The sequence below is a fragment of the Paraburkholderia sp. RL17-337-BIB-A genome, assembly GCF_046025895.1.
In the GTDB taxonomy this organism is placed as follows: Bacteria; Pseudomonadota; Gammaproteobacteria; order Burkholderiales; family Burkholderiaceae; genus Paraburkholderia; species Paraburkholderia fungorum_C.
Genome location: NZ_JARESY010000002.1, coordinates 1,931,920 through 1,956,132 on the forward strand (window position 1 = coordinate 1,931,920; position 24,213 = coordinate 1,956,132).

Here is a 24,213-nt window from a genome sequence, read left to right on the forward strand (position 1 = left end):
GTGCGACGACTGATGACCGGGCGTCAAACGCCCCCGGACGACGTATGGAATCCTCCGAGCAGTACACACACCGACCGAAAATATAAGTAGAACGCGGCGACCTCCGGACCGTAACTCTTTCGGTGCCCTAGCAGCTTAGGACTTTCAATCTCCAAAGAAAAGCGTCCTGTATCGCTATCGGCGACTTCACATCCGGGCAATGTGAACTATGCTAATTTTGGACCGCGAGACGCCATTGCTCATGTCCTGTTTTTCCAGCGAGGAACACCTAGCCCTTGGAGTCTTGAGACAACGCGAGGGCTGGCCTGACGCTCAAATCTGGCGCGACGTTTCGGTGAAACCTCATACGACGAGAGGACATCATGAGCCAAGAAAAACTCGAGGTACTTACTCCCACCAACAGCCAGGTCATCTTCATCGACCAGCAGCCTCAGATGGCTTTTGGCGTCCAGTCAATCGACCGGCAAGTACTTAAGAACAACGTCGTCGGACTGGCGAAGGCGGCGAAGACATTCAACATCCCGACGACTATCACGACGGTCGAGAGCGAAAGCTTCTCCGGCTTCACGTACCCGGAGCTGCTCGACGTGTTCCCGGACCAGCCCACTCTCGAGCGAACCTCGATAAACTCCTGGGACGACCAGAAAGTCCGCGACGCGCTCAAGAAAAACGGCCGGAACAAGGTCGTCGTCGCCGGCCTGTGGACGGAGGTCTGCAACACGACGTTCGCGCTCTGCGCGATGCTCGAAGGCGGCTACGAAATTTACATGGTCGCCGATGCGTCCGGCGGCACGTCGAAAGACGCGCACGACTTCGCGATGCAGCGAATGGTCCAGGCCGGCGCCGTCCCTGTCACGTGGCAACAGGTCCTGCTCGAGTGGCAGCGCGACCGGGCGCGCAAAGAAACGTATGACGCAGTGATGGCAATCGTGAGGGAGCATTCGGGCGCATACGGAATGGGCGTCGATTACGCCCACACGAGGGTTCATAATGCCCCCCAGCGTACCGAGACAAAGCACGAGTCTCTTGCCCCAGTCCCAGCGAAGACCTGACCTAACAACGCATGCTGAGCAGTTGAGATGCGAGGCTCGTCTCCGGAACAATCATTCTGGTGCGGGCCTTTAGTGCAATGTGGAAATCATCGAGCACGCTGATAGCCGAGTCCGAGGGTTTTCTACCGATGAAGCCTTACATTTTCTCGCTCCTTGCTGGCATTCTCGCCGGGGCGATATACAGCCTGATTCGGGTTCGCTCGCCGGCACCGCCCATGGTTGCCCTCGTAGGATTGCTGGGGATAGTTATCGGGACTCAAATCATTCCGACGGGACGCCAACTTCTGGCGAGCACTACGCTTCCCTTTCCAAAAAACGGAGGCGGTGCAGACGCACACTACGCACTCGCTCCAATTGAACAACACCAAACTGATTTCGCGGGCGCCGGCCAACGTCTCACCGAATTGAATCGCGCTAGGCTGCCTCCGCGAAGTTGCTGGGCCCCGTGCTCCTCAGGAATGTGTCGGCGCTCAAAAACAGGTTCTTCAACGAGCATTGCATCGGTACTCTCCCCCAGAAAATTGCTGTCTTGTGGATTGCCCATGTCGCACCTACGGTAATGGACGCCCATCGCTGATGCTCATTCATGTCGCGGCACTTTTCGAGAGGACGCTCATGTTCTACATCATTCACGCGCTCGACAAACCTGGCCAGACAAATGCGCGCACTTCGCACCGCCAACATCGAGTTGTTGATGCTTAGCTAAACCAAGTTTATTCCCCGAGTTTTGGTTTAAGGCGCCAGGAGGAGCACGTTACCGGGTAACAGAGTTTTCCCGACATGCTATTTACCTATGCTCCTGCAGTGGCGTCAGCGATATTGGCCTTTCAGCTGGACGTAGCTGCCTCGCCGGTACCAGGCGACCGGGCACGCAACGCTTCATATAGCTGCGCTGGTCCCAGCAAAATATCTTTTAATCCTTCGCGCACCCGCTCAGAACCAAGTGCCTGAGTGCTCATCGCACTGTGTGCTTCGAACGCGACGACGCTTTGCGGGTACAGTACGACGCGAGCTGCTCAGCCAGGTCCTCGCATGCGCCATACCGTTCCAGCAATTCCTCATCGGTGAGTCCTACGCGATACTGACCGTCGGCGGACCTGACGGCGAGCTTAGGTTGTGAGCCAGCCAATGACGTGCCATATGGCTCACGCGGAAAATCGTCCGGAACTGGTCGCACGCTATCCTCCTGTCAGTGATTCGCTACTCGGTGTCACAGATGACGATGAAGCTTTAGTTCGCGCACCCGCGACAGCCAGTCGTCCGATGTCGGCCATTCGAACGATACCGCCTCTTTTCGAACCGTTCGGCAGCAACCGCGCCCCGACAATATCGAGGCCGGTCAGCGTGGTGGCAAGCGATGAAGACCTGGTACCCATAGCATTTGCCAGGTCGGCAAGCAGGACATAGATTCGCCGGAACGCAAGCAGGTGTTGAGGTGATACAACACGACATTGTTGCCCTCGCAGCATGATTTCGTGCGATTCCTGCAAGCCAACGCTTATCCAGTGCGAAATGCTTTCCCACTTCCAGCCGGTGGACTTCGCCAGCTGCTGTATCGACATGCCAGATTCCAGAAGAGGCGTTCCAAAGTACCTGGACACATTGGATCGAAGGAAGGCCACCTGGCCGAGATAATGTCCGCGAACGACCGCAATGAACTCACCGGCAGCTATAGCTTTCATGACTGATAGAATCGCGCGCTTGTCGCCCATGCGCCGGCTCGTCAGCTCGACCAAAGTCACTCGTTCCTCATCATTTGGTGCGTCGTCCTTCGCCAGGCGATTGACGCTTTCAAGGAGGCTCTGCAACGACTGCAATTGGATCGGTCCGCCTTTGTGGATGTCATGCCTCCAGTTCGCGTCGGCGGCGATGACCCCAGCGTGGACCATATGATTGAGAACCGATTGAGGAACCTTTGCCTACTTCGCAAGCCGGCTCGTCGTTGACCCGTTCACCGCGTCGTTGCTGGATGCGTTCAATCTCTGCTGTCGGGAACGCCGGACGTACGGCGTCGGACTGTGAACGGCGCAGCCCCCGCCAGCTACGGCATTGCTGCTCCTGACGGCTCGCAAAGTGTGCCCAACTTTCGTCCAGACCCAACTCTGCAGCGATATGGTCCGGATGCCCGAGAAGCGCGCTCCGGCTTCGCGTCACGTTGGCGATGCCCGCCAGCTCACGCCATCCCCACAACGCATTGCCCGCTGCGAGACGCCTGTAGTAACCGAATCCCGATTCATCGTCGAACGGGGAGAAGGTGCGGAGCAGGCTCATCGGATGTCTACTGATGGGGTCGCGACGCGATTCATCGACATGCCGTTGGTCTCGAGCACATAAGGCATGGGCGGTAGTGAGTTCAATCGGGGAGACCTCCGTCTTGGCGAAGGCGGGAAAGTCCGGATGCCCGGCGGCCTGGATTGCGCCGGCTGCAAACCGGCAGTCTTCTATGGTCAGCGGGCGAGGTGCCTCATACCTCATCTGGCTCGCGAGCTCCGGCATGAATTTGCTTAACACGCCCACCAGGCCGCCCGTAAGCAGATAGCACTGGATTACCAGCATTTTCAGGGGTATCTCAATCGGCCAGCCCGACTCGCTGAACAGGTCGGCGTAGGTGCGCACGCATGACGCAAACGCCTTCTGGTCGGAGGGGCTGCGGAAATCATATGGCCTGAATTCCCTTCTGGCCGACGCGCGCATACGTAGTGGTTCGTTGCCCTCGAACAGTTTCGCCAGTCGAGGGACGCCGAACAACATGATTGTCATGTTGAGAGCGTCTGCGGCGGCCTTGAACCAGTCTCCCGCCGCTCGCGGAGGCACCCTCGCGCCGGGCTCGACGAGGTGACTCGCTTCTTCGAAGAGAAAGACCCTCGTCGCCGCAAGCTTCAACTGGTCCAACATGCGCTTGAACATCATCCCGGAGGTGAGGCCCTTCTGCTGCAGGGGAACACCCAGCGCGGACAGAACGCTGCTGGGCAATAGCACAGGCGAGATATTGGGCAATACGGACACAACGAGCACAGGCACCCTACGCTTTCCGTCGACGTTCTGCCCTCGATGTTCACGCGCGAGCGCATTGATGAGCATCGTTTTGCCCACGCGTGATGGCCCCACAATCCACTCGATGCGTGACGCGAAGCCGTCTCTGGCGTCCTCGATATATCGGTTATCGGCGCCGCACAGCCAGCGACAAACAGAAAGAGCGCCGCCGTCAATTACCCACTGACACCCCGAACGGAGCGCCAACCATGACCCCCTGACGCAGCGACATTCACCTCGACCGACCGGCCAAGATGTTTGTCGGTAAACCGGACTTCCTGGTTGACGCTATCCACATTTCTGATACATTTATCTTTCGATAATCGCGCATCGACGGCCATGGACATCCTCTCCGGATGTGGGCAGGTCACCTCACTTTGCGTTGCCATGTCCGACACCTCAAAAGCTGCCGGCAAGACATTGCCCGCTGGATCCATCGGCTCAGTGCCAATATGGCGCGGGATCGGGCCACGCCTGTCGCTACTCGTCGTAACCGGCTGCAGCGCTCTTGTCCTGCTGACCGCTGTTCTGCTCGGAGAGCACAGTGCGACTCGCGCGGTGGCCGCACATGAGCAGTTAATCGGCAACGATCTGGTCGCGTCCGTCGACCGTATCTTGAATAGCGTCAGGTTGCGCCGGAGAGCTGAACTGGCGGCGCTCGTGGGACAACCGTGTGGGGATGTCCGACGTTCCCTGACGCAGTTGCAGACATACGTCCGGTACGTTCGCGGTCTGAACCTTGTGGTTGACGGGCGTGTCTATTGTTCCTCCGGCCTGGGACAGATCGACGTTCCACTGTCGGTCTATCTGAAGTCGACCGCGACGGGTGCCAGTCTCAACCTTCTGCCGCAGACACCGTTCCATCCGGGCGATCCGGTCCTCGCGATGTTCGATGCGACCGGCCAGGGTACCGGCATCCTGTATCTTCTCGCGGGCGACTATATTGCGGACGCCCTCTCCCACGGGGTGAGATACGGTGCACAAAACGTCGCCCTGTCAATAGCTGGCGTCGGGCTTCTGAGCGATAGCGACGAGTTCATGCCTGTCTCGAAGCCCTCACCGTTTTACGCGACGCGTGTTACATCCGGCGCGTGGCCGTTCTCCATCACGTTGGCCTCATCGACCGAATTCGTTTCCCAGTTGCGCTGGCAGTACAGGCTATATTTTGGTGCTGCCGGCGCACTGCTGGATATGCTCATCGTCGCCCTATATCTGCTGGCGTTTGCTCCAAGCCGTCTGCTCCTGAACGCAGTTCGTCGCGGGTTACGGCAACACGAGTTTCACGTCGTCTATCAGCCAATCGTCGACATTGCCAGTCGAGACACGGTCGGAGTGGAGGCCCTGTTACGCTGGGATCATCCGAAGAGGGGGCCTATCAGTCCGTCCTTTTTCATGGGCGAGGTCGAATCCAGTTCGCTTCTTGCGCCAGTGACGGGATTCGTACTGCACACCGCAGTAGAGGAAATGAGCCGTCACGCGCCAACGCTGCCGTTGCGCGTAGCGGTCAATATCGCACCAGGGGACCTGGAGAGAAAGGGCTTTGTGGCGGAAGTGCTGGCCATGAGCAGAACGCTGCCGGGAGGCATCAGTCTGGTCCTGGAGCTGACCGAACGGTTTCTTCTGAACGAAAGTGCCGATACCTTAGCTGTCTTCAAGGCCCTGAAGGCAGGAGGTGTCAAATTCGCTATCGATGACTTCGGCACGCACCATAGCAATCTCGATCTTCTCAGTCGGTTCCCTTTCGACTACGTGAAGATCGACCGCCAATTTGTGAGTCATGTCGATACGGGCGGCGCCGAGCTTATTAAGGCCATTGTGGCCGTTGCGAAGCACTTCGGTTTACAGATCATCGCCGAAGGTGTGGAGACCGAGGCGCAGCATCGGGCGCTGCGAGCAGTGGGTGTGTCGCTCTGTCAGGGTTATCTCTATCAGCGACCCATGCGAGCGGAAAACTTCGAACGGCGGCAAAAACGTCGGTAAGCGCTGCGGCGAGTACGGTGCGCGAAAATTACAGTGTCCAGCGTAGATACAACGGCATCGAAGCAATGACAGGCGTGCACGAGAGGCCTTACGATCAGCTGCTCCATCGTCAAGTCGCACGGCGGACGGCTCGGGGTCGCACCGAACGAACCACGCGGCGCCATCTTCCGCTTCGCGGTGCCGACCGAAGAGCACGCGCAGGCGCACCCGAACATGTTGCAACGGTAGCGGGCCCGGGTACGCTCGGAACTATCCAGATCGCCGATCACCCGTCGTCCGTTATCGGTGGAATCTCGGCCGCACGAAGCCACTTGGGTAGGCGACCGTCGCCTAATGTTAAGCGTTGTCCAACGCTTGACCACACGCGTCGTCGTGCACTCATGAGGCAGCGGACAAGGGCAGGCGTAAAGACCTGCCCCACGGGAGCGATCATGTTCGGCACGAAGGAAGACATGACACAACAGGCGGCCGCCCGTATTCAGCCTTTTTCCCCATCAACATTACCCGTCTCAGTGCACTGCTCCACGCAACCGCAGCGTTTGTGCTGATAGCCAGCATCATCGTCCACATATATGCAGGGATCTGGATCAAGGGAGCCATAGGGGCCATGATTCGAGGGACTGTCACGTTAGGATGGGCGCGCAAACATCATCCGCGCTGGTTCCGGGACGGAATTAAAGCGCACGTTGATCAAAAACATGACTGAAAAGCGGCTGTTAAACCATCAGGAGGATGTTTGCACTGAACATTTAGGGCTTCGGATCATCTGTCATTTGATACAGAATGAAGAGCCCGTCTTTAAACTCGGTGCCCAAATTTTCACAGCTTCAACGGTTACTATCGACCTCCCTCGTTGCCGAGGACTGCTCGATCCTCAGTTTCCTATGTCGAGCGGTGGTTCAGGTGCCGTAGTTCGCGCACCGATTGGTACTGTCCGGTCAATGCGGGCAAGAAGTGCACGAGCGTCCCGCAAATCTTTCGTCATAAAGGCTTCCGAAAACTGATTGTAGACCTGCGATATCACCGAGTGCGCTTCCGAAATGTCCCCTTTCGCTAGTTTCAGGCGCGCGAGACTCATGGCACTGCGCAGCGCCCAACTGAGTGCGCCTTGGTCGAGTGCAGCGTACAGAGATTGGTAAAGAAGCGCGTCGACCACTCTGTGCCCGGCCGCATCGTTTTTCGCAAAAAGGCGATCGGCCGTCCTTCGCAACACTTCAGGAGCGCACCAGCCCACCGCAGACTGTTCGACTCGAGCAACTACCGCGTCAGTAACATAAACGTCTGCGAGTGTCGCAAGCATATCGGCCAGGTCGGCACCCAATGTTGGGGAAATCGATGCGAAGCGGCCGTTCTCCGAAGTTGCGAAACACTCAGTTTGCTGCAGCGCGAACTGGTACTCGTTGCCCCAGATTTGCCACTGCAAAATGCCCTGTTTGCTCGTATAGGCAATTAACTGCTCAATCAGTGAGCGCGCATAATCTATGTCGCCGCGCCATAAGGCGATCGGGATTCCGGCTAGACTGAGCGCTTGACAGAGCGCAATCGGGTGACCGGTCGACGCGATGTCAAGTGTCTCATGCACCATTTTGAGCGCCTGATCCGCGAACCCGCGCAGCCACAAAATCCTCGCAAGGATGATCCTCATTGAGACACGGCGATCAATCCAGCTGTTGTAACGTAGCGGAAGCTGGACGCCAGCGTTATCGAGCACGTGATTCGCCAGATCCCATGACAGATTTTGGTTTCCGAGGTAGTGCTCCGCCTGTGCGCGCAGACGGTCGCTATGCAACGAGCCTTTGAAATCGCGAGCTAGTATCGCCACTGAGTTCGCGCGGTCGGCCGCCTGTTTGGCTCCGAGATAGTCCGCTGTTGCGTACTGGTGCTCCCATATCGAATAAAGCAAGGCAATCTGCTCCGTCGTATTGCCATCGCGTTCGGCACGCGCGAGGGTTTCATCAAGCGCGGGCCGGACCAAAGGAAGCTGGCCGCTCGTGGCCCTTACCCATTGCGTCAACCGACTGACCAATTGCACCTGCGCGACGCTCTCGCTGCCCTTCGCCGATATGGCCTTGAGTATCTGCGGGTACAGTGAGCGCGCTTCCAGCGTCGGAAAATAAGCTGAACGCGTCACGACTTCGGTAAGCGGGATCCCGATATCAAGGTCGCCCTCCGGGGAAAAGGCCCATTCGATCGCCGCACGAATCTCGCCTAAGGAGCTGTGGTACGTCGAGGCCCAGACGGCCTCCGGCATCAATTCCCAATCGGACTCCATAGCGTTGGTCCGTTCGAGCATCAGTGCTGCATGCCGCGCGTAGGTCTCGTTATGGTCATCCATCTCATCGAGTCGCTCGCGCGCAAACAGACGTGTTACATCAAGCAATCTATAGCGTGGCGCATTGTCATGCGGATAATTGATCAGCAAAGACTTCTCGCAAAGCCCGACAATGATCTGCACGATCGAGCTTTGTTCCAACTCGCCCCCCTCGTTGACCGCAACGGCATCGGCCAGAGAAAAAGGCGTTCTGAATACGCTTAGACGCGCCAAGGCGATCTTTTCATTGCTGGTTAAAAGCCTGTAGCTCCACTCCAACACTGCGCGAAGTGTCTGATGGCGTGCATTGGATGTTCGCCGCCCGCTGATCGTCCCTGCTATCAGCGAGTCGACGTGTCTCGCAACATGCTTGAGGCCGAGTTGGCCGACTCTCGCTGCTGCAAACTCGATCGCCAGCGGAATACCGTCGAGCCGATTGCACAGCTCACATGCCACCGGCACGTCATCGTCACCGAGTTCAAAGAAAGTTTGGCTGGCGGTTACCCGCTGAACGAACAAGGCGAACGCAGGATAGGCGGTTGCCGATTCGACCGACAATTCTATGCCGACCGGCGGCATCTCTAGAGTGGCAAGCAGGTGAACCCATTCGCCTTGCACATTGAGACGCTCACGGCTCGTCGCCAGAATATGCAAGTGCGGGAGTTGCTTCAGCATAGTCTCCGCGCAGAGGGCGGCAGATTCGATCACGTGTTCACAATTGTCCAGAACGACGAGCAAACGCCGGGATCGCAACTGGGTGATCAGCTCCTGCAATGGTTCCTCGTGCGGCGCGGAAACGGCGAACGTCGACGTCAGCACTCCGATGACCTGATCCTCGTGAACGCACGGACTGAAATCGACAAACAGAACGCCGTCCTCGAACGCACCGGTTAGTGTCGCGGCGACGGCGACCGCCAAGGTAGTCTTGCCTGCCCCCCCTGGCGCCACGATTGTGACGAGTCGCTGGGACCGCAGGGTCTCAGTCAGGAACGCGATCTGCTCGTTTCGGCCTATGATCGCGGTCAATCGGGCCGGTAGATTGTTCACCGGCCATCTTCCAGGTTCAGTCGCCGCATCCTCCTGCCAGCTGGACTCCCCGGAAAGGTTTGCGTGTCGGACCGGCGCTACGAAACTATAACCTCGGCCGGGGATATTAATCACATATGTGGTACCCGGGTCCGTTTGATTCAACGCTTTTCGAAGCGCAGCGAGTTGTACCCGCAGGCTGCTCTCCTCAACGAACATTCGGGGCCATGCGGCTGCGACCAGTTCGTCGCGACTTAAGATTTCGCCGGGCCGGGCTAGCAGTGTGATCAGCAGGTCGGCTGCGCGGCCTCCCAACGGCACACGCACAGCCTCGAATAGAAGTTCGCGGCGCTGTGTATCGAAAGTGAAAGGCCCAAACGCGAGCGTTCCGCCAGCCGGAGTAATGGTCATACGAAGCAAAAAACGTAATCAGCTCTCCACGAGGGATCGCGTGTGATGCGGGATCCTCTACCAGCCTGCGGTTACGCGTACCGGCGAGCGACGAGGCCCTGCACCCGCAGCCTCATTTATCGACTCGGAAAGTGCCATCACAATGGCTTCGAATCGGCGTTTTAGATGCTTGATCGACCCGATTCAATCCGTATCGTCGCGGTTGGCGTTAGTTTTCACCGAATCAAGCGTTCTTAAGGAGAATTAAGGGCATGCGTTCGGAAAAACTATAGCATGATGCCGGCCATTTCCATAGACGACGAACATATCCGCGACCCACGCCACTCAGCCGTGCAGCCGTGCAGCCGTGCAGCCGTGCAGCCGGCCGGAAAAGCATATGATCCTTGAATGCGATTGGAAACAGGGAGTGATCTGCTTTAATACTTGAAAAATCCATGGTCGTGTCGCGATGGGCTGCGTGGCAGCGCAACATGATGCCCCTCGTCCGGTTTAAAACCTTGATAAGTCGGCTTTTCCACGCAATCAACATGCGGACATCTGCAACCACAACCCTCGTAGCGACCCGTCTTGACGGGCTCCCTGTTACGCGGCTCCACTTGCTTACCCTCGCCGTATGCGGCGCTGGCCTCTTCTTCGATCTTTTCCAAATTGTGCTGGGGAACGTGCTATCGGTGGTTTTTTCAACCCCTCCACATGCTGCCACGTCTCGCGAACTGTCATTCCTGTTGTCGTCGCTCTATATTGGCGCCGCAATCGGCGCACCCGCATGCGGATTTCTCGCCGACCGATTTGGCCGAAAAGTCGTTCTGACGTTACTATTGTTCTGGTTGGCTGCAGTATCGGTCTGCGAGAGCATGACACCGAATATCGCTACATTAACCTTGTTCCGCGTGCTAGCAGGTGTCTCCATTGGAGCATTTTGGCCGCTCGTCGTTGCTTATCTCACAGACATCCTTCCGCCGCGACATCGAGGGGCCTTGATATTTGCGATGACGGCTTTCAGCACCCTAGGCTCTGTTTGCGGGGTGTCTCTGCTTCGGTGGTCGACTATTGAACAGCCGTGGGGTATCGAAGGCTGGCGCAGCACGTTGCTGTTTTGCGGAACGGGTAGCTTTCTCGCCGCCGCAATGTTTCTGTTCCTACCGGAATCAGCCCGATGGCTCGCGGCCAACGGCAAAAGCGCGGTCGCAGATTTTGCCTGCATGCGCTTCGAGCAGTCACCGGGCATTCTAAAGGGTGGTTCGACGATCGCGTCCGACGCCACGCCTGCCGCGTTGCAGCAAAACGAACGTACCTCGACCGCATCAGGACGCTGGCGGTCGGTGATTTTTGGTATGTTGTTTCTATTGAGCCCCTGGTCAACCGTCGCGTTTCCTATTCTCACTGGCGTAGTACTGGTCCAGCGCGGCTATACATTTAAGGACGCGCTGATGTATGTGGCATTCAGTTTCTTAGGCCCCTTCATCGGCACGCTGGCCGCGAGCACGATCGTCGACATGGTTGCGCGCAAAGCGTCGTTGGTTGCGTCAGCGATTGTGATGATTGCTTCAGGATATGTCTTCTGCAAGACTCACGACCACGGGTGGCTAGTTGCCGCTGGATTCGCATACACATTCGGTTGCGTTGTCTACGTCATCACGCTCAATGTCTATAGTAGTGAGACATTTGGCACGCGTGCCCGGGCTTCTTCACTTTCCATGGCTTGGAGTCTTAATCGTATCGGCGCCGCCGCCGCACCTGCGGTTCTGCTGCCAATCCTGCATCGAAGTGGCCCTTCTAACATGTTTCTGTTGATCGCAGGCACACTTCTCCTGAGCGTGCTGCTACTGTCCTTTGCGCCCCGAAGCCGCTCCCGCGAGCCAGTCTACTAGGAGCGCTCATGCTGATCCAGTGTGAATCAGGCGGCAGAAGACGAATGCGTCTCAATCTGCCGGCGGCTCACGGCCCCGTAGGACACAACGCCCGACCCGCTTGGCTGCTGGTGTGACCGGGCGGCGGCTTGCGCGTTCCTCGGTTTCCCGCCGGCTATCGCAATCAACAGTCGGAGGCTCACATCCGGTACCGACTCCGCGTGACTCTCGTCCACGTTCCACGTCGAAAGCGCGAAACGCGCGTGTTGCCGCAATTCTGACCAAAGGCCGAGCCCAAAGAAAAACGGCGTGGCCGCGATAACTAATTCGGCGGCCACGCGCCGGTCGGCACGTGACAAGTTGATGAGATGAAACGCAGCACGTACATCGTCAAGACACAAACGAAAATTCTCGAGCGCACCCCGGTCGCACTCAACGCTCAAATTTCCCAACGCGCAGTGAACTTTGGCGTTCACAAAGGACAGAAAGCGATGTTCGATCTCCGGCTGTTCCCCGTTGTCCGCTAATCTCTGCAGGGCATAGGCGCGGGAGGTTTCAAGCAGCCTGTACTGCGCCGTGCCTAGTTTTGTCTCAGTAACCAAGAGTGACTTCTCGGACAACGCGCAGATTGCATCGATCACGTCGCCTCTGTTGCAGCCTTCTCCCGCAGCGACGGCGATAGCCCCGTCAATCTCAAACAACGCTGGGAACACGCTTACGCGCCGTAACACCGCCTGCTGCTCGCCAGAGAGAAGGCGGTAGCTCCAGTCGAAAGTTGCCCTGAGCGTTTGGTGCTGAGGTAGCGCGGTTCTATAGCCTCCCGTCAAGATACGGAATCGGTCGTCGAGATTGGCAGCTAGTTCGCGTATCCCCAGCGTTGCCGCGCGCGAAGCGGCGAGCTCAATTGCGAGTGGCATCCCATCGAGCCTGCGGCAGATCACCGCCGCGAGCGCAACGCTTCCCTCATCGGACGCAAATTGGCCATCGACCGATCGCGCCCGACCAAGAAACAGCTGCACTGCACTCTTTTCAGATGCCGCGTGGCAATCCTGCTCGCGCAAAGGCACTTCTAATGCCGCGACTTTGTAAACGTGTTCGCCTGGGATTTTCAACGGCTCGCGACTTGTCACTATCACTTTGCAGCCCGGAACTACTGACAAGATCGCAGCTACGACATCCGTCGCGGCCTGAATCACGTGCTCACAGTTGTCCAGCACAAGTAGCGTCTGCTTGTCGAGTAAAGAGGCCACGACACGCTCAAGTGGCGAGCAGTCGCTGGCGCCATCCGGATCTAGCACGTCGGCTACTGCACACGCGACGTACTGGGATGCGGTAACCCGCGAGAGTTCGACAATCCAGACACCGTTCGCAAAGCGGCCCGTAACCTGTCGACCAGCTTCTATTGCGAGACGCGTCTTGCCAATGCCGCCCGGTCCAACGAGGCTAACGAGCGATGCCCTTTCGCTGGCTTCGACCACTTCTGCGATTGCGGCGTCCCGGCCGTAGAGCAGAGAACTTGCTGGTGGAATGTTCGTGTTAGCCGGCGGGCAATGCGCACTTACCCCAGCGTCCTCAGACGACGAATTAGATTGTCCCAATGCGAGTCGATAACCTCGGCCGGAGACGGCAATCAGAAGATGGGACGACGCGCCAAGCATCCTTCTGATCGCGCAAATATGCACGTGTAAATTATTCTCCTCAACGACAGTTTGGGGCCAGACACGACGCATTATTTCGTGCTTCGATACGAGCTCTCCACCCGCCGTTGCCAGCACTTCAAGGATGTCAAAGGCCCGGGAACCAAGCTTGACCGGTTTCTTGCCTACAAGTACACGACGCTCGTCCTGTAGTATCTCGACGTCACCAGTGATCATCATGATGTGCTCCCTTACCAGTAATACTCGCCGCCATCGACCTATGTTTTCGACAAATTCCAACGTTTGTCCAGAGCGCTACCCTTCTCTCCTCGTCTTAGGGTTTCGGGTCAATTAATGATCGCCCGCTGGTATCGAAACCCCAAGTGAATATCTGTGAAAAGAAGCACAGTCAGATTTTTTGGGGAAGTTTGAAATCACCAGCGATCGAATTGGCTAGCCAGGATTGATAGCGACAGTTCACCTATCCCTATGGCATCCAGGCCGATTGAATTGAAATAATTTGTCCGTCAAAAGGCCGACAAAAGGATGCCGACTCGCGTTCAGCGCCAGTTCAGCCAGCGTTGGTATCGCAACGAAGCTCGCGAGGCGGATTCCAAGGCACCGCTGAGTCCTTTCTTCGCCTGCGACGGGTGCGGCCGTCTACGCTGCTCGGCATAAATCAGCCAGGGCGCGGCGAGACATCGCATTGGGCGCCAACTCCGGCAAAATTTTGCGTTATCAAAACAGCGGAGCAGCTCGTAATTTACCTATAAATAAATCTTTCACTTCATAAAGTACATTGGATTCGTGACTCCTCGTCAGAACACACGCACCTCTATTTGCGTCTGACCCGCCCCCGCCCCCGTCACCGCCGCTCTGCCGAGCGCCAAGGTCTCCATGCAACGCCTCGGCCAGACAGGATCCACAAGTGGAACGCGTCGTTTTTTGGGAGCCGGTGTCGATGAAGTTAGGGTAGAGGTGAAGCCTGAGGGGTCGCCTCCCTTGTTCGCAACTTCTATGGTCGTTGTACTTGGCGTGCTGCTTGGTGGATTATTCGCCGCTGACCGGGCGGTAGCAGTCGGTCCGGCACGCGAATCTTCACTATATAGGCGAGGCTGACGGAACTTACCAAGTCTCGCCGCGCGGCGTTTGCCTACGGTTTTAGCACGGTCCGTGCTTGCAACCACGGCATTGTTCGTGCAAGCCAACTCGACGCGCTCAGGACCATCTTTTACCGAAGGCCCGGGTAGATCGGCGACGCGGGCGAAACACCTCGACGACACATAGCCTCAGGCACGTCCAACGCTGCCGACGACGCCGTGTAGCTTGCGGAGTTGTTGCTCACAAACGGCGGGGATGCTGCCGATTTCCTCGCCGACTTGGTCGCGGCTCGGCGCATGGACGCTCCTCTGCTTCAGAAAGGGCGCCCAGAGCGCATTGGTTGGCGTGTTGGTCCATGCCAATCTAGCCGCCGTGCTAGCAGCTTCAAACCGGTTGACCTCAGGTCACGACAGTCTCTCGCTGACATCTATCGCATCGCGATAGGTTGCGCGGTCAAAAGCGCCGACTTACACCACCGCTGCGAGGCCCGTCGAGCTCTTGAGAACATTAGCCGCAGCCATAGGAGCCAATACGGGGCGACTTGTCTCATAGAGAGTCTAGTTAAGAGATGTGATCTCTCTTGTGGGAATGACGCCGAGCTGCTGCTTAGTAGCCGCGTTTGCGACATTGTTGCGCTCCGGTAGGTGACCCGTTGTGTGCGTGAGGGACAACAGCGAGTCTAAGGACCTTGAGCCGCCTTGACTTTGTATCAGGCAGAGACTTGCTGGCACTTTAGACTCGATCGCGCGTTCGCATTGCTGCCCGAGTCGTATGGTGTGACAGCGATCGATACGGCTCGGTCATCCGACAACAGCTTTTCCGAGCGCATTACGTCGCCGACTCGGCAAGATACCGATGTACAAACGTGACCGCCATTGCCCCCTCGCCGACGGCCGACGCAACTCGCTTTATTGATCCATAACGAACATCGCCGGCCGCGAATGAACCGGGGACGCTAGTTTCTAGAAAGTACGGACGCCGCTCCAGCGGCCAGGATTTTTCGAACTGGGGGAATTCCATCAGATCAGCGCCCGTCACTAGCAGGCCGTTGAAATATCCGTCGTTGATGCGCTCAGATGCATTACGACGGATGCTGGGTTTGCACTTTTGAAACGCGGAATACGTTTGCGGGCATTCGGCGTTACTCGCGGGTTCACCATATCGGTGTTATCCATCGCTTCCTGCCCCTCAACCGGCAAGTGTGCGCATACGCGTCAGGTTGTAGCCGACCTGCGTCAGCACGAAGAGCTGGTCTACGCGTTCAAGTCCCCGATACATCGCTTGTCGAATTCGTCCGACTGTCTTGCCCCATCCGAACACCTGCTCAATGCGTTTACGTTTTTGCTGGCTGACCGCGTAACCCGGCCAGCGCGTAGTTCGCTCGTCAATTGCTGAACCTCCTGGACGCCCATCGTTTTGCGCCACATGCGGCGTCACACGGTTCGCTCGACAACTGGCCACGAAACCGGCGGTGTCGTAGTTCTTGTCCGCGCCGACCGTGATGCCGAGCGGCGCAACACTTGCGGCATCGGCAAGCATCAGCTCGGCCGCGTCGCGCTCGGCGGTGCCCGTCGCCAGCGTCACCTGTGCGTTGACCACCAGGCCATGCCGGTTGTCGGTCAGCACGTGGCCCATATAACAGAGCATCGCTCCGGTTCCTTTGCTCTTGCGAAACAGGCGCGCCTGCTCGTCCGTCGTGGATTGGTGCGTCTCGTTACTGCGCTTCTGTCCGTGCCAGTTGTCATTCGGCGCGGGCGGTTCGTCAGGAGGCGTGTCGTCTTTGTCTGGACTTGCCTTGGGCACAAAGCTCTTGTGCCCGGCCCATGCCTGAATCAACGTGCCGTCGACGCTAAAGTGCTCCCCGGAAAGATATCCGCGCTCGCGCGCGGTCTCGACCGTCTCGTTGAAGAGCAACACCAGCACATCGTGTTCGAGCAACCGGTCGCGGTTCTTGCTGAACGTCGAGTGGTCCCACACGGTCCCGTCCATCGGCAGGCCGACGAACCAGCGGAACAACATGTTGTAGGAAATCTGTTCCACCAGCATGCGCTCGCTACGAATCGAATACAGCACCTGCAGCAAAAGAGCTCGCACCAGCTTCTCCGGCGCAATGCTCGGCCGACCTCCTTTCGCGTCAGCCTCGTACATCCGCGCGAACACATCGTCCATGCGTTTAAGCGCGTCATTGAGCCAGGTGCGAATCAGACGCAACGGATGGTCCTTCGGTACAAAATCGTCCAGCTTCAACACCGTGAACATTGACTCGGTAAAACCATCTGGCCCACGCATCCGTTCCATCTCGCTCTCATTGATGACATCAGTTCAACGTTTACGCCTGCGTCCCGGATGACCGCTACATGAGGTATTTCACCGGCCTGCTAGGTAGCCGTTTCGGTCCCGGACTATTGCGGTGTCTTTTGCCCAATTGGTATTCGGTGCACCGCCGATACAGACGAAAAGCAGCTCTAGCGGCACGATTTGAGAGCCTCCGTCCGCGCTCGTCAGTTGCACCGCTTCAAGCCGCGTGTCGCCATAGATTCCCGACACATACGAGTCAAATAGGACGTTGACGTTGCCAACGTGTGCGATACGATCCAGAAGATAATGCGGGAGAGTGGCGGCTAGAGAGGAGCCGCGAACGATCAGTGTGACACTTTTAGCAATCCCTACAAAATTCAATGCCGCTTGCCCCGCTGAGTTTCCGCCTCCTACGATAAAGATCCGTTTCCCCTTGCACATCGGCGCCTCGCTTGCACCAGTACCGTAAAACAGGCCTACGTTAAGTAGTCGTTGCTCGTCGGGAATTCCTAGGCTGCGATACTCAATGCCCGTAGCACAAAGGTTTGCTCGTGCCCTAAGCAGCGAACCGTCTGCGAGAATGACTTCAATTTTTGCGGCGACGAACTTTGCGTGCACGCCCTCGCGCATCATGAGAAACTCGACACCAAACTTCACGGCCTGCTGACGCGCGCGTTCCGCGAGTTCGGCACCAGCGACGCCTGCGGGAAATCCCATGTAATTCTCAATGAGTGAACTGGTTCCCGCTTGTCCGCCAAGCGCCGCGCGTTCGATGACGACTGCCCGCAGCCCTTCCGATGCGGCATGGACTGCTGCGGAGAGCCCTGCTGGGCCCGCTCCGTAAATTGAAAGGTCATATTCCTGAAGACGCGGGACCCAGCCGAGCTTGTTGGCAATCTCAGATAAAGTAGGTGCGTAGAGTCTGGAACTATCTGGAAAGATAACGACGGGCCAACACATGCTATCGAATCCGGAAAGGCCTAATTCGCGGACACAGTCGCTATCCGACGCTACCTCGAACCATTCGTATTCAACAGCTCCCCGGGAGAGGAAATCTCTGACAGAGTATGCCTCCTTGCTATGCTTCGCCCCAAAGACTCTGAGTACTTTTGTATTGTCCATCCCCGCCTCCAATTCGTGGCGCCTCGGGGTGGCAACTCGTTTTGCCCGAACTGGGTGCGGTGAGCCACGGCGATGCCTCGATCTTCAATACAGCAGAATGACGCGCGCAGCTTTGCTGCCTGACGACGCGCTCACAGCCGTCAGGCTGGTATTTCGTGCTCGACTTCGAGGCGTCAATATGCCCCTTCGCAATGAACAAGCCGTTTGCCACCCGCCAAGCTGACCACCCCGCGCAGCGCAGAGCGAAAAGCAGTACATAGGGTCGTTAGTACGGAAGGGATCATCAAGTGAATTTCCGTGAAACTCACATCGACTATCGCGCACAGCATTGCCTACCGTTTTCAAATGCAAAGAAGCTTACGGATGGCAAACTCGAGATATTTCGCGTAGGCGCGCGTGACTCGAACCGATTAACTATACGAACGTTGCTCGTCTTTGCTGGGCGAGGCTGCACCAGGACCATTCGGTCGAGTTTTCGCAGGACAACGTTCCGGCATAGATTTCCGATCTGTAAGCGTTAAACCTGCGCAAATCTGATCATCGCGAGTGGTTTCGCGTCTCTAGACCGGTCTTTGTGACAGAAGACCATCTGCTGCGTTTTGGCAGTTGCTGTTTCGCATCTGCGAATTCTCGTCCTCGACGCGGCGCAGGCCGTATACCGCGAGCAGCAATTAACCGAAGATCTGGTTGAGATTCCGGCGATGTCTTCATCGGGTCTTGAGGGGACCACACAGCCGAATGAATTGTGGGCGCTAGAGCAGCCTGATGCACGCGACAACCCAGACGCGCCGACGGTTGCCGGCAGCTCACGCATTGACGGTGAATCGAATGGCCAACTCGTACGGCTCGATGAAACGCAAGCCGCGCGCATGCCAGTCGTTTGCACAATCATCATCGGCGCTCGATGCACACCCTGGACACAACGATGCGGCTGGGACGTCCCGCCGCTAGTGATGAGCGAAAGCAGTGCAGATAACATGTGTTCTTTCTGATGGAAGATGTAGTGGCCTAGTTCCGCGAATACCGGCACGCCAGGGCCACGTTTTGCCTTGATTCACCACACACTTTCGAAACGCCCACATTATGCGAGCCGCCGTTAGCCGATTCTGACGACTTACAATATCAATATCGTTGTTCATACCTTAATTTTTCTTAAAATATTGGCAACGTGGCATCTAATACACGGCAGGAGAAAAGATAGGACGATGCGATTCGTTTTGAGAGAAGTTCATAGTACCTTCCGCAGAAAATTTCAATACAATTAAACTGGTTTGACGCCTATTCTTACCATTGAGTTATATCATGTCTTCGGCGCTCTGCGGCGCCGGCGCCGCAGACTGCTACGAGTCTGGTCGCCGCATTTCTGCAGGCGTGAACTCATGGATACCTAACCCATAGCCTATGACTTTGTTCCCGGCGGACGGAAACCGAATCAAGAAAAATGCGGGAAACACTCAGTGTGACTAGTCGCAATGGAGAAGATTCGTGGCATCCAAAATGACTCCTGGTGACGAGCCGCTCCGGGTAGTTAGTGGAGTTTCCATTCCGCAGAGCCCGCTTGCGCGTGATGCCCGTGCATTTGCGGACATCATGTTGCCCTCTCCTCTTAAAAACCACGCGAAACGCGTTTTCGTTTTCGCATCGCTTTCTGCCTTGAAGTCTGGCCTCGTCGTTGACACTGATCTCCTGTACGTGGCGTCCATGTTCATCAATGTCGGGCTAGACCAAGCGTTCAAGGATTCTCAACTGCGTTATGAGATAGACGGTGCAAACGCCGCGCGTCACTTCCTCGAGAGCCATGGTGTCGTCCAAGCGTCAACATCAGATGTTTGGCAAGCTGTTGCTCTTCACTCGACACACGGTATCGTCGACCATGTTTCGCCTCTGGCCTCTCTGATAGCCGCCAGTGTCCGCACCGATCTGTTTGGCGAAAATATGTCGGCACTCACACGAAAATCGAAGGACGAAATTTTACGGGCCTATCCACGAGGCTATAGGTTCGAGGAGCGATATCTAGAGGCGCTTGGAGCCGGTCTGTTGCACCGTCCGAGTTCAACTTTTGGCTCAGCGAGCGCTGACGTGTTAGACAGAATCGACCCGAACTACAGGCGAATCAACTTCTGTGGTCTCGTGCTTGGCGCCAGGTGGCGCAGATAACCACATGTCGAGGAAATCGATAGCGTTGGCACACGCACCGCGTCAACTGTTCCAACAGCGATGCAGCCAGCTGGTCGAATTACGGTGCGATCAGAAAAAGAGGTTGAGGGTCGCAAGCACATTCAGCGCGTGCCCCGTCGTCGCAACATAAGTGACGCTCGTCGGATTGTTGACGTAGCTCACTCCAATTCCGACATAGACACCTCGGGACAGGTGAGCGTTGTACGAAAGAGTGACCGCCTTGCTATCGCGGTGGGCCATTTTCCCTGCGTCCACTGCTTGCTCGACAAGATCTTTGCTAAACACATTATCGGTCACCACAACCGATACCACGTCAGAAGGCCGACTTTCAATCAAGCCGATACCGTAGATGCGGAACTCATAATATTGAGTAAAGCGATTCAAGCGCGGCGGGGCGTACATGACGGACATGCCAGCGTAGATTCCACGAGACGCTGCGGTCGAGCCAGCGCTGGCTTGCCAGATTTGCCGGTCCGCAAGAAAATAGTAAAATTGATTCCCACTCGCTCGAGTGCCCGGTCCTTGATTGTTGTTATAGGCGCTTGAGTTGTATGCTGCCCCCCCTCGAAGCCAGGTCATCGGTTCGCTGCGCGACGCCGCTCGCCTGTAACCGATCTCATCAAGGTAGAGGACGCCAGTATTAGGGGTTCGCCAGGCAAATCCGCTTCGATTGGCATCTACTTCCGCAACCTGCCCGTCGGGGTTTACGGCACGCTGAATCGTCGCCTTCGTATACAAGAACGGGGAGAAATTGTATCGAAGGATAATTCCTGGGGTGGGTGTCGTCGCTGAATCAAGCCCACCTTGCGCCGGAATACTAGCGGACGGTCCGAATACGCTAGATGCCAAGGCTCCGCCAATGTAGGTACCGACGAACTCGAAAGAATTGTGTAACAAACCGAGTTTCAGTTCGACGCGACGATCAAACATTGTCTGATAGTAGGTGAGCGCACCCACGCCATATTTTGCCGGCCCTCCCGGATTCCATGTGCTTTGTTGGGCGACTCCCTGGACTAGAATTTGGCCGTCCGGGATGCCAAATCGGCCAAGGTCGTAGGTAATAAACAGCCAGTTTGTCGTTGTATAGGTTGGCCGTTGACCGCTATACGCTTGCGTGGCTCTCGACGCACCCTGCGAGTTCGGCAAAATGTTGTCTGCAAAACTGTTAATGCTAGCGGCGAGATATCCGATCCCGTAGCTGGCCAAGGTGGTGCGCAGGCCTGCCGAAGCGTCAACAACCACGTCGGTGGTTCGAGGAAGCGTGATGTTAATCCCCCTCTCGGCAAGCGAGTCTGGGTCTACAGCGACACTAGGATTTCGTTGGGCACCGGCTGGGATTGCTTGCCCGTAACTAACGGCTGGGAAAGTTCCGAACGCAGCGACCGCGCCCACCATTGCCAAACGCGCATAGATAGAGATTGGGCCGTGAACTGTCATACCGAGCAACCAGCAGTGGCCGCGCTCGTCTGTTGAACGCGGCAATAGCAACTGGGTAAGCCTTGCACGCTCGAGCTGCGGAGGGATAGCGAGTCGACAGGCATCGGATCCAGATGGGCAGTTAAAGGAGGTGCGTCGCCATCATGCGGTGCAAATTCGCTGCTAGCAGAAGATAAGCCGATGAGAAACTGACCATTGGATCATCGCGTGCAGCGTTACTATATCGTAATGTGAACCGCCGCTGAGGAGATCAACGGCGATGTCGAGGCAAATGCCGCAAGGGTTTGTTCAGCCGGTTATGCCATCCCGAAACACGCCGCTCGTTGTCCATCACAGGCGGCGAATTGGGCGCCAACATCTTTGGATGCTAAGACAATCGCCGGTCTCAGGTCATAGCGATTCGGATGGATCCTGCGACGACGCGCCTGCCGGACGGCGATGTTAATTACATTTAGCTTTCATACGCGTCCAGGCTAGCGCTGTGCCGCAATCGATAGGGTAAACACCGGAGCAGGACCACCTCGATCTAAAGAACCGCTAGCCCACAATTTATCATCAGATCACTAGGAAGTCGATAAATTGTAGGGATGGTCTGCGGTAGTCACAAATTTCGCCCATTACCAATCCGTATGACGGGCCTTGGTCAATCGCGTCGGTTTGACGAATGGGTATTCGTTTTCCAGCATGCACGCCGGCTGCCCTTCCATTTTCTCGGCTTCTATCTCAACAACGTCGGAGACGAAGCCGATTTCGGCGCGGTTGCCTTCGTTGCTAGATCCAGACAACGACGGTCTGGCGACTCACGTGGGAAACATTGAGATTCCGGCCGCCGGCGGCGGCTCGGTTGATCAGATCGTTTTCTGCAACCGGTTTCCGGGGAATGTTGCGAACACGGAGATCGGAAAACGTCGCGCTACGCGACCAAACCGTCTTTCAGACTCGGACTACATCAGATTTCTACCGAAGATGCGTTGGGCCTCGCGAGCGAACTGAACTTTCCTGCCCGAGACGTGACGTGCCTCCAGATCCCGCATCCGATGGGCGTTAAAGAAGCGACGGGAACAGAAGATTGAACGTGATTCAGGCTGCTAGTAAACCCAGAACGACAGTGCTGGCTGATTCCTTGGAAGCGTCTTCTCAGTTTCAGAGGCGGGGGGCGAGCGCAAGAAGTGCATTCGCCCGGATAGCCATTCCGCCCGTTCAATCTCCTTCTGAAAACCACAGGCGCCTTACTTCCGTGCCGACGAAATTCAATGATGTTGAACAGCGTTAGGAAGGAGATAGATTGACCGAGAGCCAAGCAGATCCGCAATTTCCTTGACTCTCCTCGATGACGTGTTCGAGCGGCCGCGAGCTTAACGCGAAGTAGCGAAAGCGCGGAATAGCGCTTCGCATAAGGTGTAGGAGCGATATGCTACTTAATCGTTGCGCTTGCTCCCAGGTTCTTTCACGGTACTTTTTGCACGCCAGTCATCCCCTCATTCATCTAGTTCAGAATGATTCAAAATGATTAAGAATATTTACTCTGCCGTAGAACCCTCCGTCGAGTAAGCTCAAGCAAATATCCGGAACCCTTATCGCCAGGATGGTACTGCACTTACTTGGAAGTATGTGCCCCGGTTCTCATCCTAGGAGCAGGTGCGCGTGCACGGCAACGTCAATCAGCGGCGCATTGAAATGAAAAAGAAATCTAGGCATGAACACCGTACGTCATTTCTGGGATATCGCTGTCAGATCGCGGGTTGTGTGTTTCTGTCTTGTCACGCTCGACCCACTGTCGGCAATAGCGGGGGCGCCCCAGGTTCGCACTCAGGGTCCCGGCTTTTATCGGGTAATGCTGGGCGACTTCGAGGTCACTGCATTGCTCGACGGCACGCATCCCTTTCCAGTCGATACGGTGATGGCTGATGTCTCCAAGGACGAAGTCGCACGTGATCTCGCGCGCGATGAGCTGACTCTCCCGATCCAGGGAGCCATCAACGCATTCCTGATCAACACCGGCTCAGAGCTGATCCTGATTGATACTGGCGCGGGCCTGCTCTACGGTAGCTGTTGTGACCATCTAATGGCCAATTTACGAGCGGCTGGTCATCAGCCTGAAGAGGTCGATGAGGTACTGCTCACTCACCTGCACAAAGATCACGTGGGCGGCGTCATTCTCGACGGCAAGATGGCATTTCCCAACGCCGTGCTCCGGGTCTCACAGTCCGAGGCGGACTATTGGTCAAATCTCGCCAACAAAGCCAAAGCGCCGGGCTTTCTTAGTTCGTTCTTCGATAGCGCCATCTCGTGTGTAACTCCGTATCAAAGTGCAGGCCGCTTCAAGACCTTCAGCGACAACGAACAACTTGACGATGGGATTCGCGCGCTCTCAACACCCGCTCATACGCCAGGCTATTCGAGCTATCTCATCGAGAGTCGAAATCAGACCTTGCTGGTTTGGGGCGACATCATCCACGTCGCATCAATCCAACTGCGAAATCCGGTGGCTTCGGTCGAATACGATAGCGACGCCCACGCCGCGCAACAATCACGTCTCATGGCGTTGCGAATAGCGGCATCCAAGCAGCTTCTCGTCGGCGCCGCGCATATTTCCTTTCCAGGGCTCGGACATATCCGTGCCAACGGAAACCAATTTGAGTGGATACCGGTGAACTACGAAGGTGATCCGGGTAAGCGCTAAACATCCCGCCATCTGCGACGAACCGTCTTGCACTTACTCCAACCGAACATCTTTTAACTTTTTCCATCAAGCTCAACAGCAAGAGAGAGACAAC

13 protein-coding genes and 2 pseudogenes are annotated in these 24,213 nt (G+C 56.6%); 7 read left to right on the forward strand and 8 right to left on the reverse strand.

Annotated elements, in window-relative coordinates; translation table 11 throughout:
* Window positions 1–362: 362 nt before the first annotated feature.
* A complete protein-coding gene (locus P0D84_RS29535) occupies window positions 363–1,052 on the forward strand; it encodes a hydrolase (protein ID WP_408342475.1) in 690 nt (229 codons plus the stop codon).
* A 128-nt stretch (window positions 1,053–1,180) separates the two neighbouring features.
* Window positions 1,181–1,354, forward strand: a pseudogene (locus P0D84_RS29540) (DUF1427 family protein); the annotation flags it as partial.
* Window positions 1,355–2,007: 653 nt separating this feature from the next.
* Here the strand turns inward: P0D84_RS29540 and P0D84_RS29545 are convergent.
* Genes P0D84_RS29545 through P0D84_RS29555 form a run of 3 tightly spaced genes read right to left on the reverse strand, consistent with a single transcriptional unit; the run spans window position 2,008 to window position 4,292 of the window.
* Entirely contained in the window at window positions 2,008–2,229 is a 222-nt protein-coding gene (locus tag P0D84_RS29545; RefSeq protein WP_408342477.1) for a hypothetical protein, read from the reverse strand.
* 1 nt (window position 2,230) lies between these two features.
* Complete coding sequence (locus P0D84_RS29550) at window positions 2,231–2,869, reverse strand: hypothetical protein (protein WP_408342479.1); 639 nt, start codon at window positions 2,867–2,869, stop codon at window positions 2,231–2,233.
* 25 nt (window positions 2,870–2,894) lie between these two features.
* Window positions 2,895–4,292, reverse strand: coding sequence for an ATP-binding protein (locus P0D84_RS29555; protein ID WP_408342481.1), 1,398 nt, complete (start codon window positions 4,290–4,292; stop codon window positions 2,895–2,897).
* 180 nt (window positions 4,293–4,472) lie between these two features.
* Between P0D84_RS29555 and P0D84_RS29560 the strand changes: the two genes are divergently transcribed.
* Both P0D84_RS29560 and P0D84_RS29565 read left to right on the forward strand, forming a co-directional pair.
* Window positions 4,473–6,065 carry an EAL domain-containing protein gene (locus P0D84_RS29560; protein WP_408346110.1) on the forward strand — a complete coding sequence of 531 codons (1,593 nt, stop codon included), beginning with the start codon at window positions 4,473–4,475 and terminating at the stop codon, window positions 6,063–6,065.
* A gap of 469 nt (window positions 6,066–6,534) precedes the next feature.
* A pseudogene (locus P0D84_RS29565) lies at window positions 6,535–6,771 on the forward strand (formate dehydrogenase cytochrome b556 subunit); the annotation flags it as partial.
* A 168-nt stretch (window positions 6,772–6,939) separates the two neighbouring features.
* On the opposite strand, the gene P0D84_RS29570 reads toward P0D84_RS29565, so the two are convergent.
* Entirely contained in the window at window positions 6,940–9,813 is a 2,874-nt protein-coding gene (locus P0D84_RS29570) for an ATP-binding protein (RefSeq protein ID WP_408342483.1), read from the reverse strand.
* A 596-nt stretch (window positions 9,814–10,409) separates the two neighbouring features.
* On the opposite strand from P0D84_RS29570, the gene P0D84_RS29575 reads away from it, so the two are divergent.
* Complete coding sequence (locus tag P0D84_RS29575; RefSeq protein WP_408342485.1) at window positions 10,410–11,684, forward strand: MFS transporter; 1,275 nt, start codon at window positions 10,410–10,412, stop codon at window positions 11,682–11,684.
* A 26-nt stretch (window positions 11,685–11,710) separates the two neighbouring features.
* On the opposite strand, the gene P0D84_RS29580 is transcribed toward P0D84_RS29575, so the two are convergent.
* The 3 genes from P0D84_RS29580 to P0D84_RS29590 all read right to left on the reverse strand — a co-directional run bounded on the left by P0D84_RS29580 (window position 11,711) and on the right by P0D84_RS29590 (window position 17,821).
* Entirely contained in the window at window positions 11,711–13,540 is a 1,830-nt protein-coding gene (locus P0D84_RS29580) for an ATP-binding protein (RefSeq protein WP_408342487.1), read from the reverse strand.
* Between the two features lie 2,049 nt (window positions 13,541–15,589).
* Entirely contained in the window at window positions 15,590–16,690 is a 1,101-nt protein-coding gene (locus P0D84_RS29585; protein ID WP_408346113.1) for an IS5 family transposase, read from the reverse strand.
* Between the two features lie 78 nt (window positions 16,691–16,768).
* The gene (locus P0D84_RS29590) at window positions 16,769–17,821 is read right to left on the reverse strand and encodes an NAD(P)/FAD-dependent oxidoreductase (protein ID WP_408342489.1); all 1,053 of its coding nucleotides are present in this window, start codon (window positions 17,819–17,821) and stop codon (window positions 16,769–16,771) included.
* A gap of 1,485 nt (window positions 17,822–19,306) precedes the next feature.
* Here P0D84_RS29590 and P0D84_RS29595 point away from each other — a divergent pair.
* Window positions 19,307–19,978 (forward strand): HD domain-containing protein, encoded by a 672-nt coding sequence (locus P0D84_RS29595; RefSeq protein WP_408342491.1) that lies wholly within the window; start codon window positions 19,307–19,309, stop codon window positions 19,976–19,978.
* A 90-nt stretch (window positions 19,979–20,068) separates the two neighbouring features.
* Here P0D84_RS29595 and P0D84_RS29600 read toward each other — a convergent pair whose 3' ends face one another.
* Window positions 20,069–21,436 carry a carbohydrate porin gene (locus P0D84_RS29600; RefSeq protein ID WP_408342493.1) on the reverse strand — a complete coding sequence of 456 codons (1,368 nt, stop codon included), beginning with the start codon at window positions 21,434–21,436 and terminating at the stop codon, window positions 20,069–20,071.
* Between the two features lie 1,696 nt (window positions 21,437–23,132).
* Here P0D84_RS29600 and P0D84_RS29605 point away from each other — a divergent pair.
* Entirely contained in the window at window positions 23,133–24,119 is a 987-nt protein-coding gene (locus P0D84_RS29605) for an MBL fold metallo-hydrolase (RefSeq protein WP_408342495.1), read from the forward strand.
* Window positions 24,120–24,213: the final 94 nt, after the last annotated feature.

Excerpts from the sequence above, each read along its gene's own strand:
- P0D84_RS29600 (WP_408342493.1), bottom strand. The coding sequence starts at position 21,436 with ATGACAGTTCACGGCCCAATCTCTATCTATGCGCGTTTGGCAATGGTG.
- P0D84_RS29585 (WP_408346113.1), bottom strand. The coding sequence starts at position 16,690 with ATGCGTGGGCCAGATGGTTTTACCGAGTCAATGTTCACGGTGTTGAAG.
- P0D84_RS29570 (WP_408342483.1), bottom strand. The coding sequence starts at position 9,813 with ATGACCATTACTCCGGCTGGCGGAACGCTCGCGTTTGGGCCTTTCACT.
- P0D84_RS29580 (WP_408342487.1), bottom strand. The coding sequence starts at position 13,540 with ATGATGATCACTGGTGACGTCGAGATACTACAGGACGAGCGTCGTGTA.
- P0D84_RS29560 (WP_408346110.1), top strand. The coding sequence starts at position 4,473 with ATGTCCGACACCTCAAAAGCTGCCGGCAAGACATTGCCCGCTGGATCC.
- P0D84_RS29605 (WP_408342495.1), top strand. The coding sequence starts at position 23,133 with ATGAACACCGTACGTCATTTCTGGGATATCGCTGTCAGATCGCGGGTT.
- P0D84_RS29590 (WP_408342489.1), bottom strand. The coding sequence starts at position 17,821 with ATGGACAATACAAAAGTACTCAGAGTCTTTGGGGCGAAGCATAGCAAG.
- P0D84_RS29535 (WP_408342475.1), top strand. The coding sequence starts at position 363 with ATGAGCCAAGAAAAACTCGAGGTACTTACTCCCACCAACAGCCAGGTC.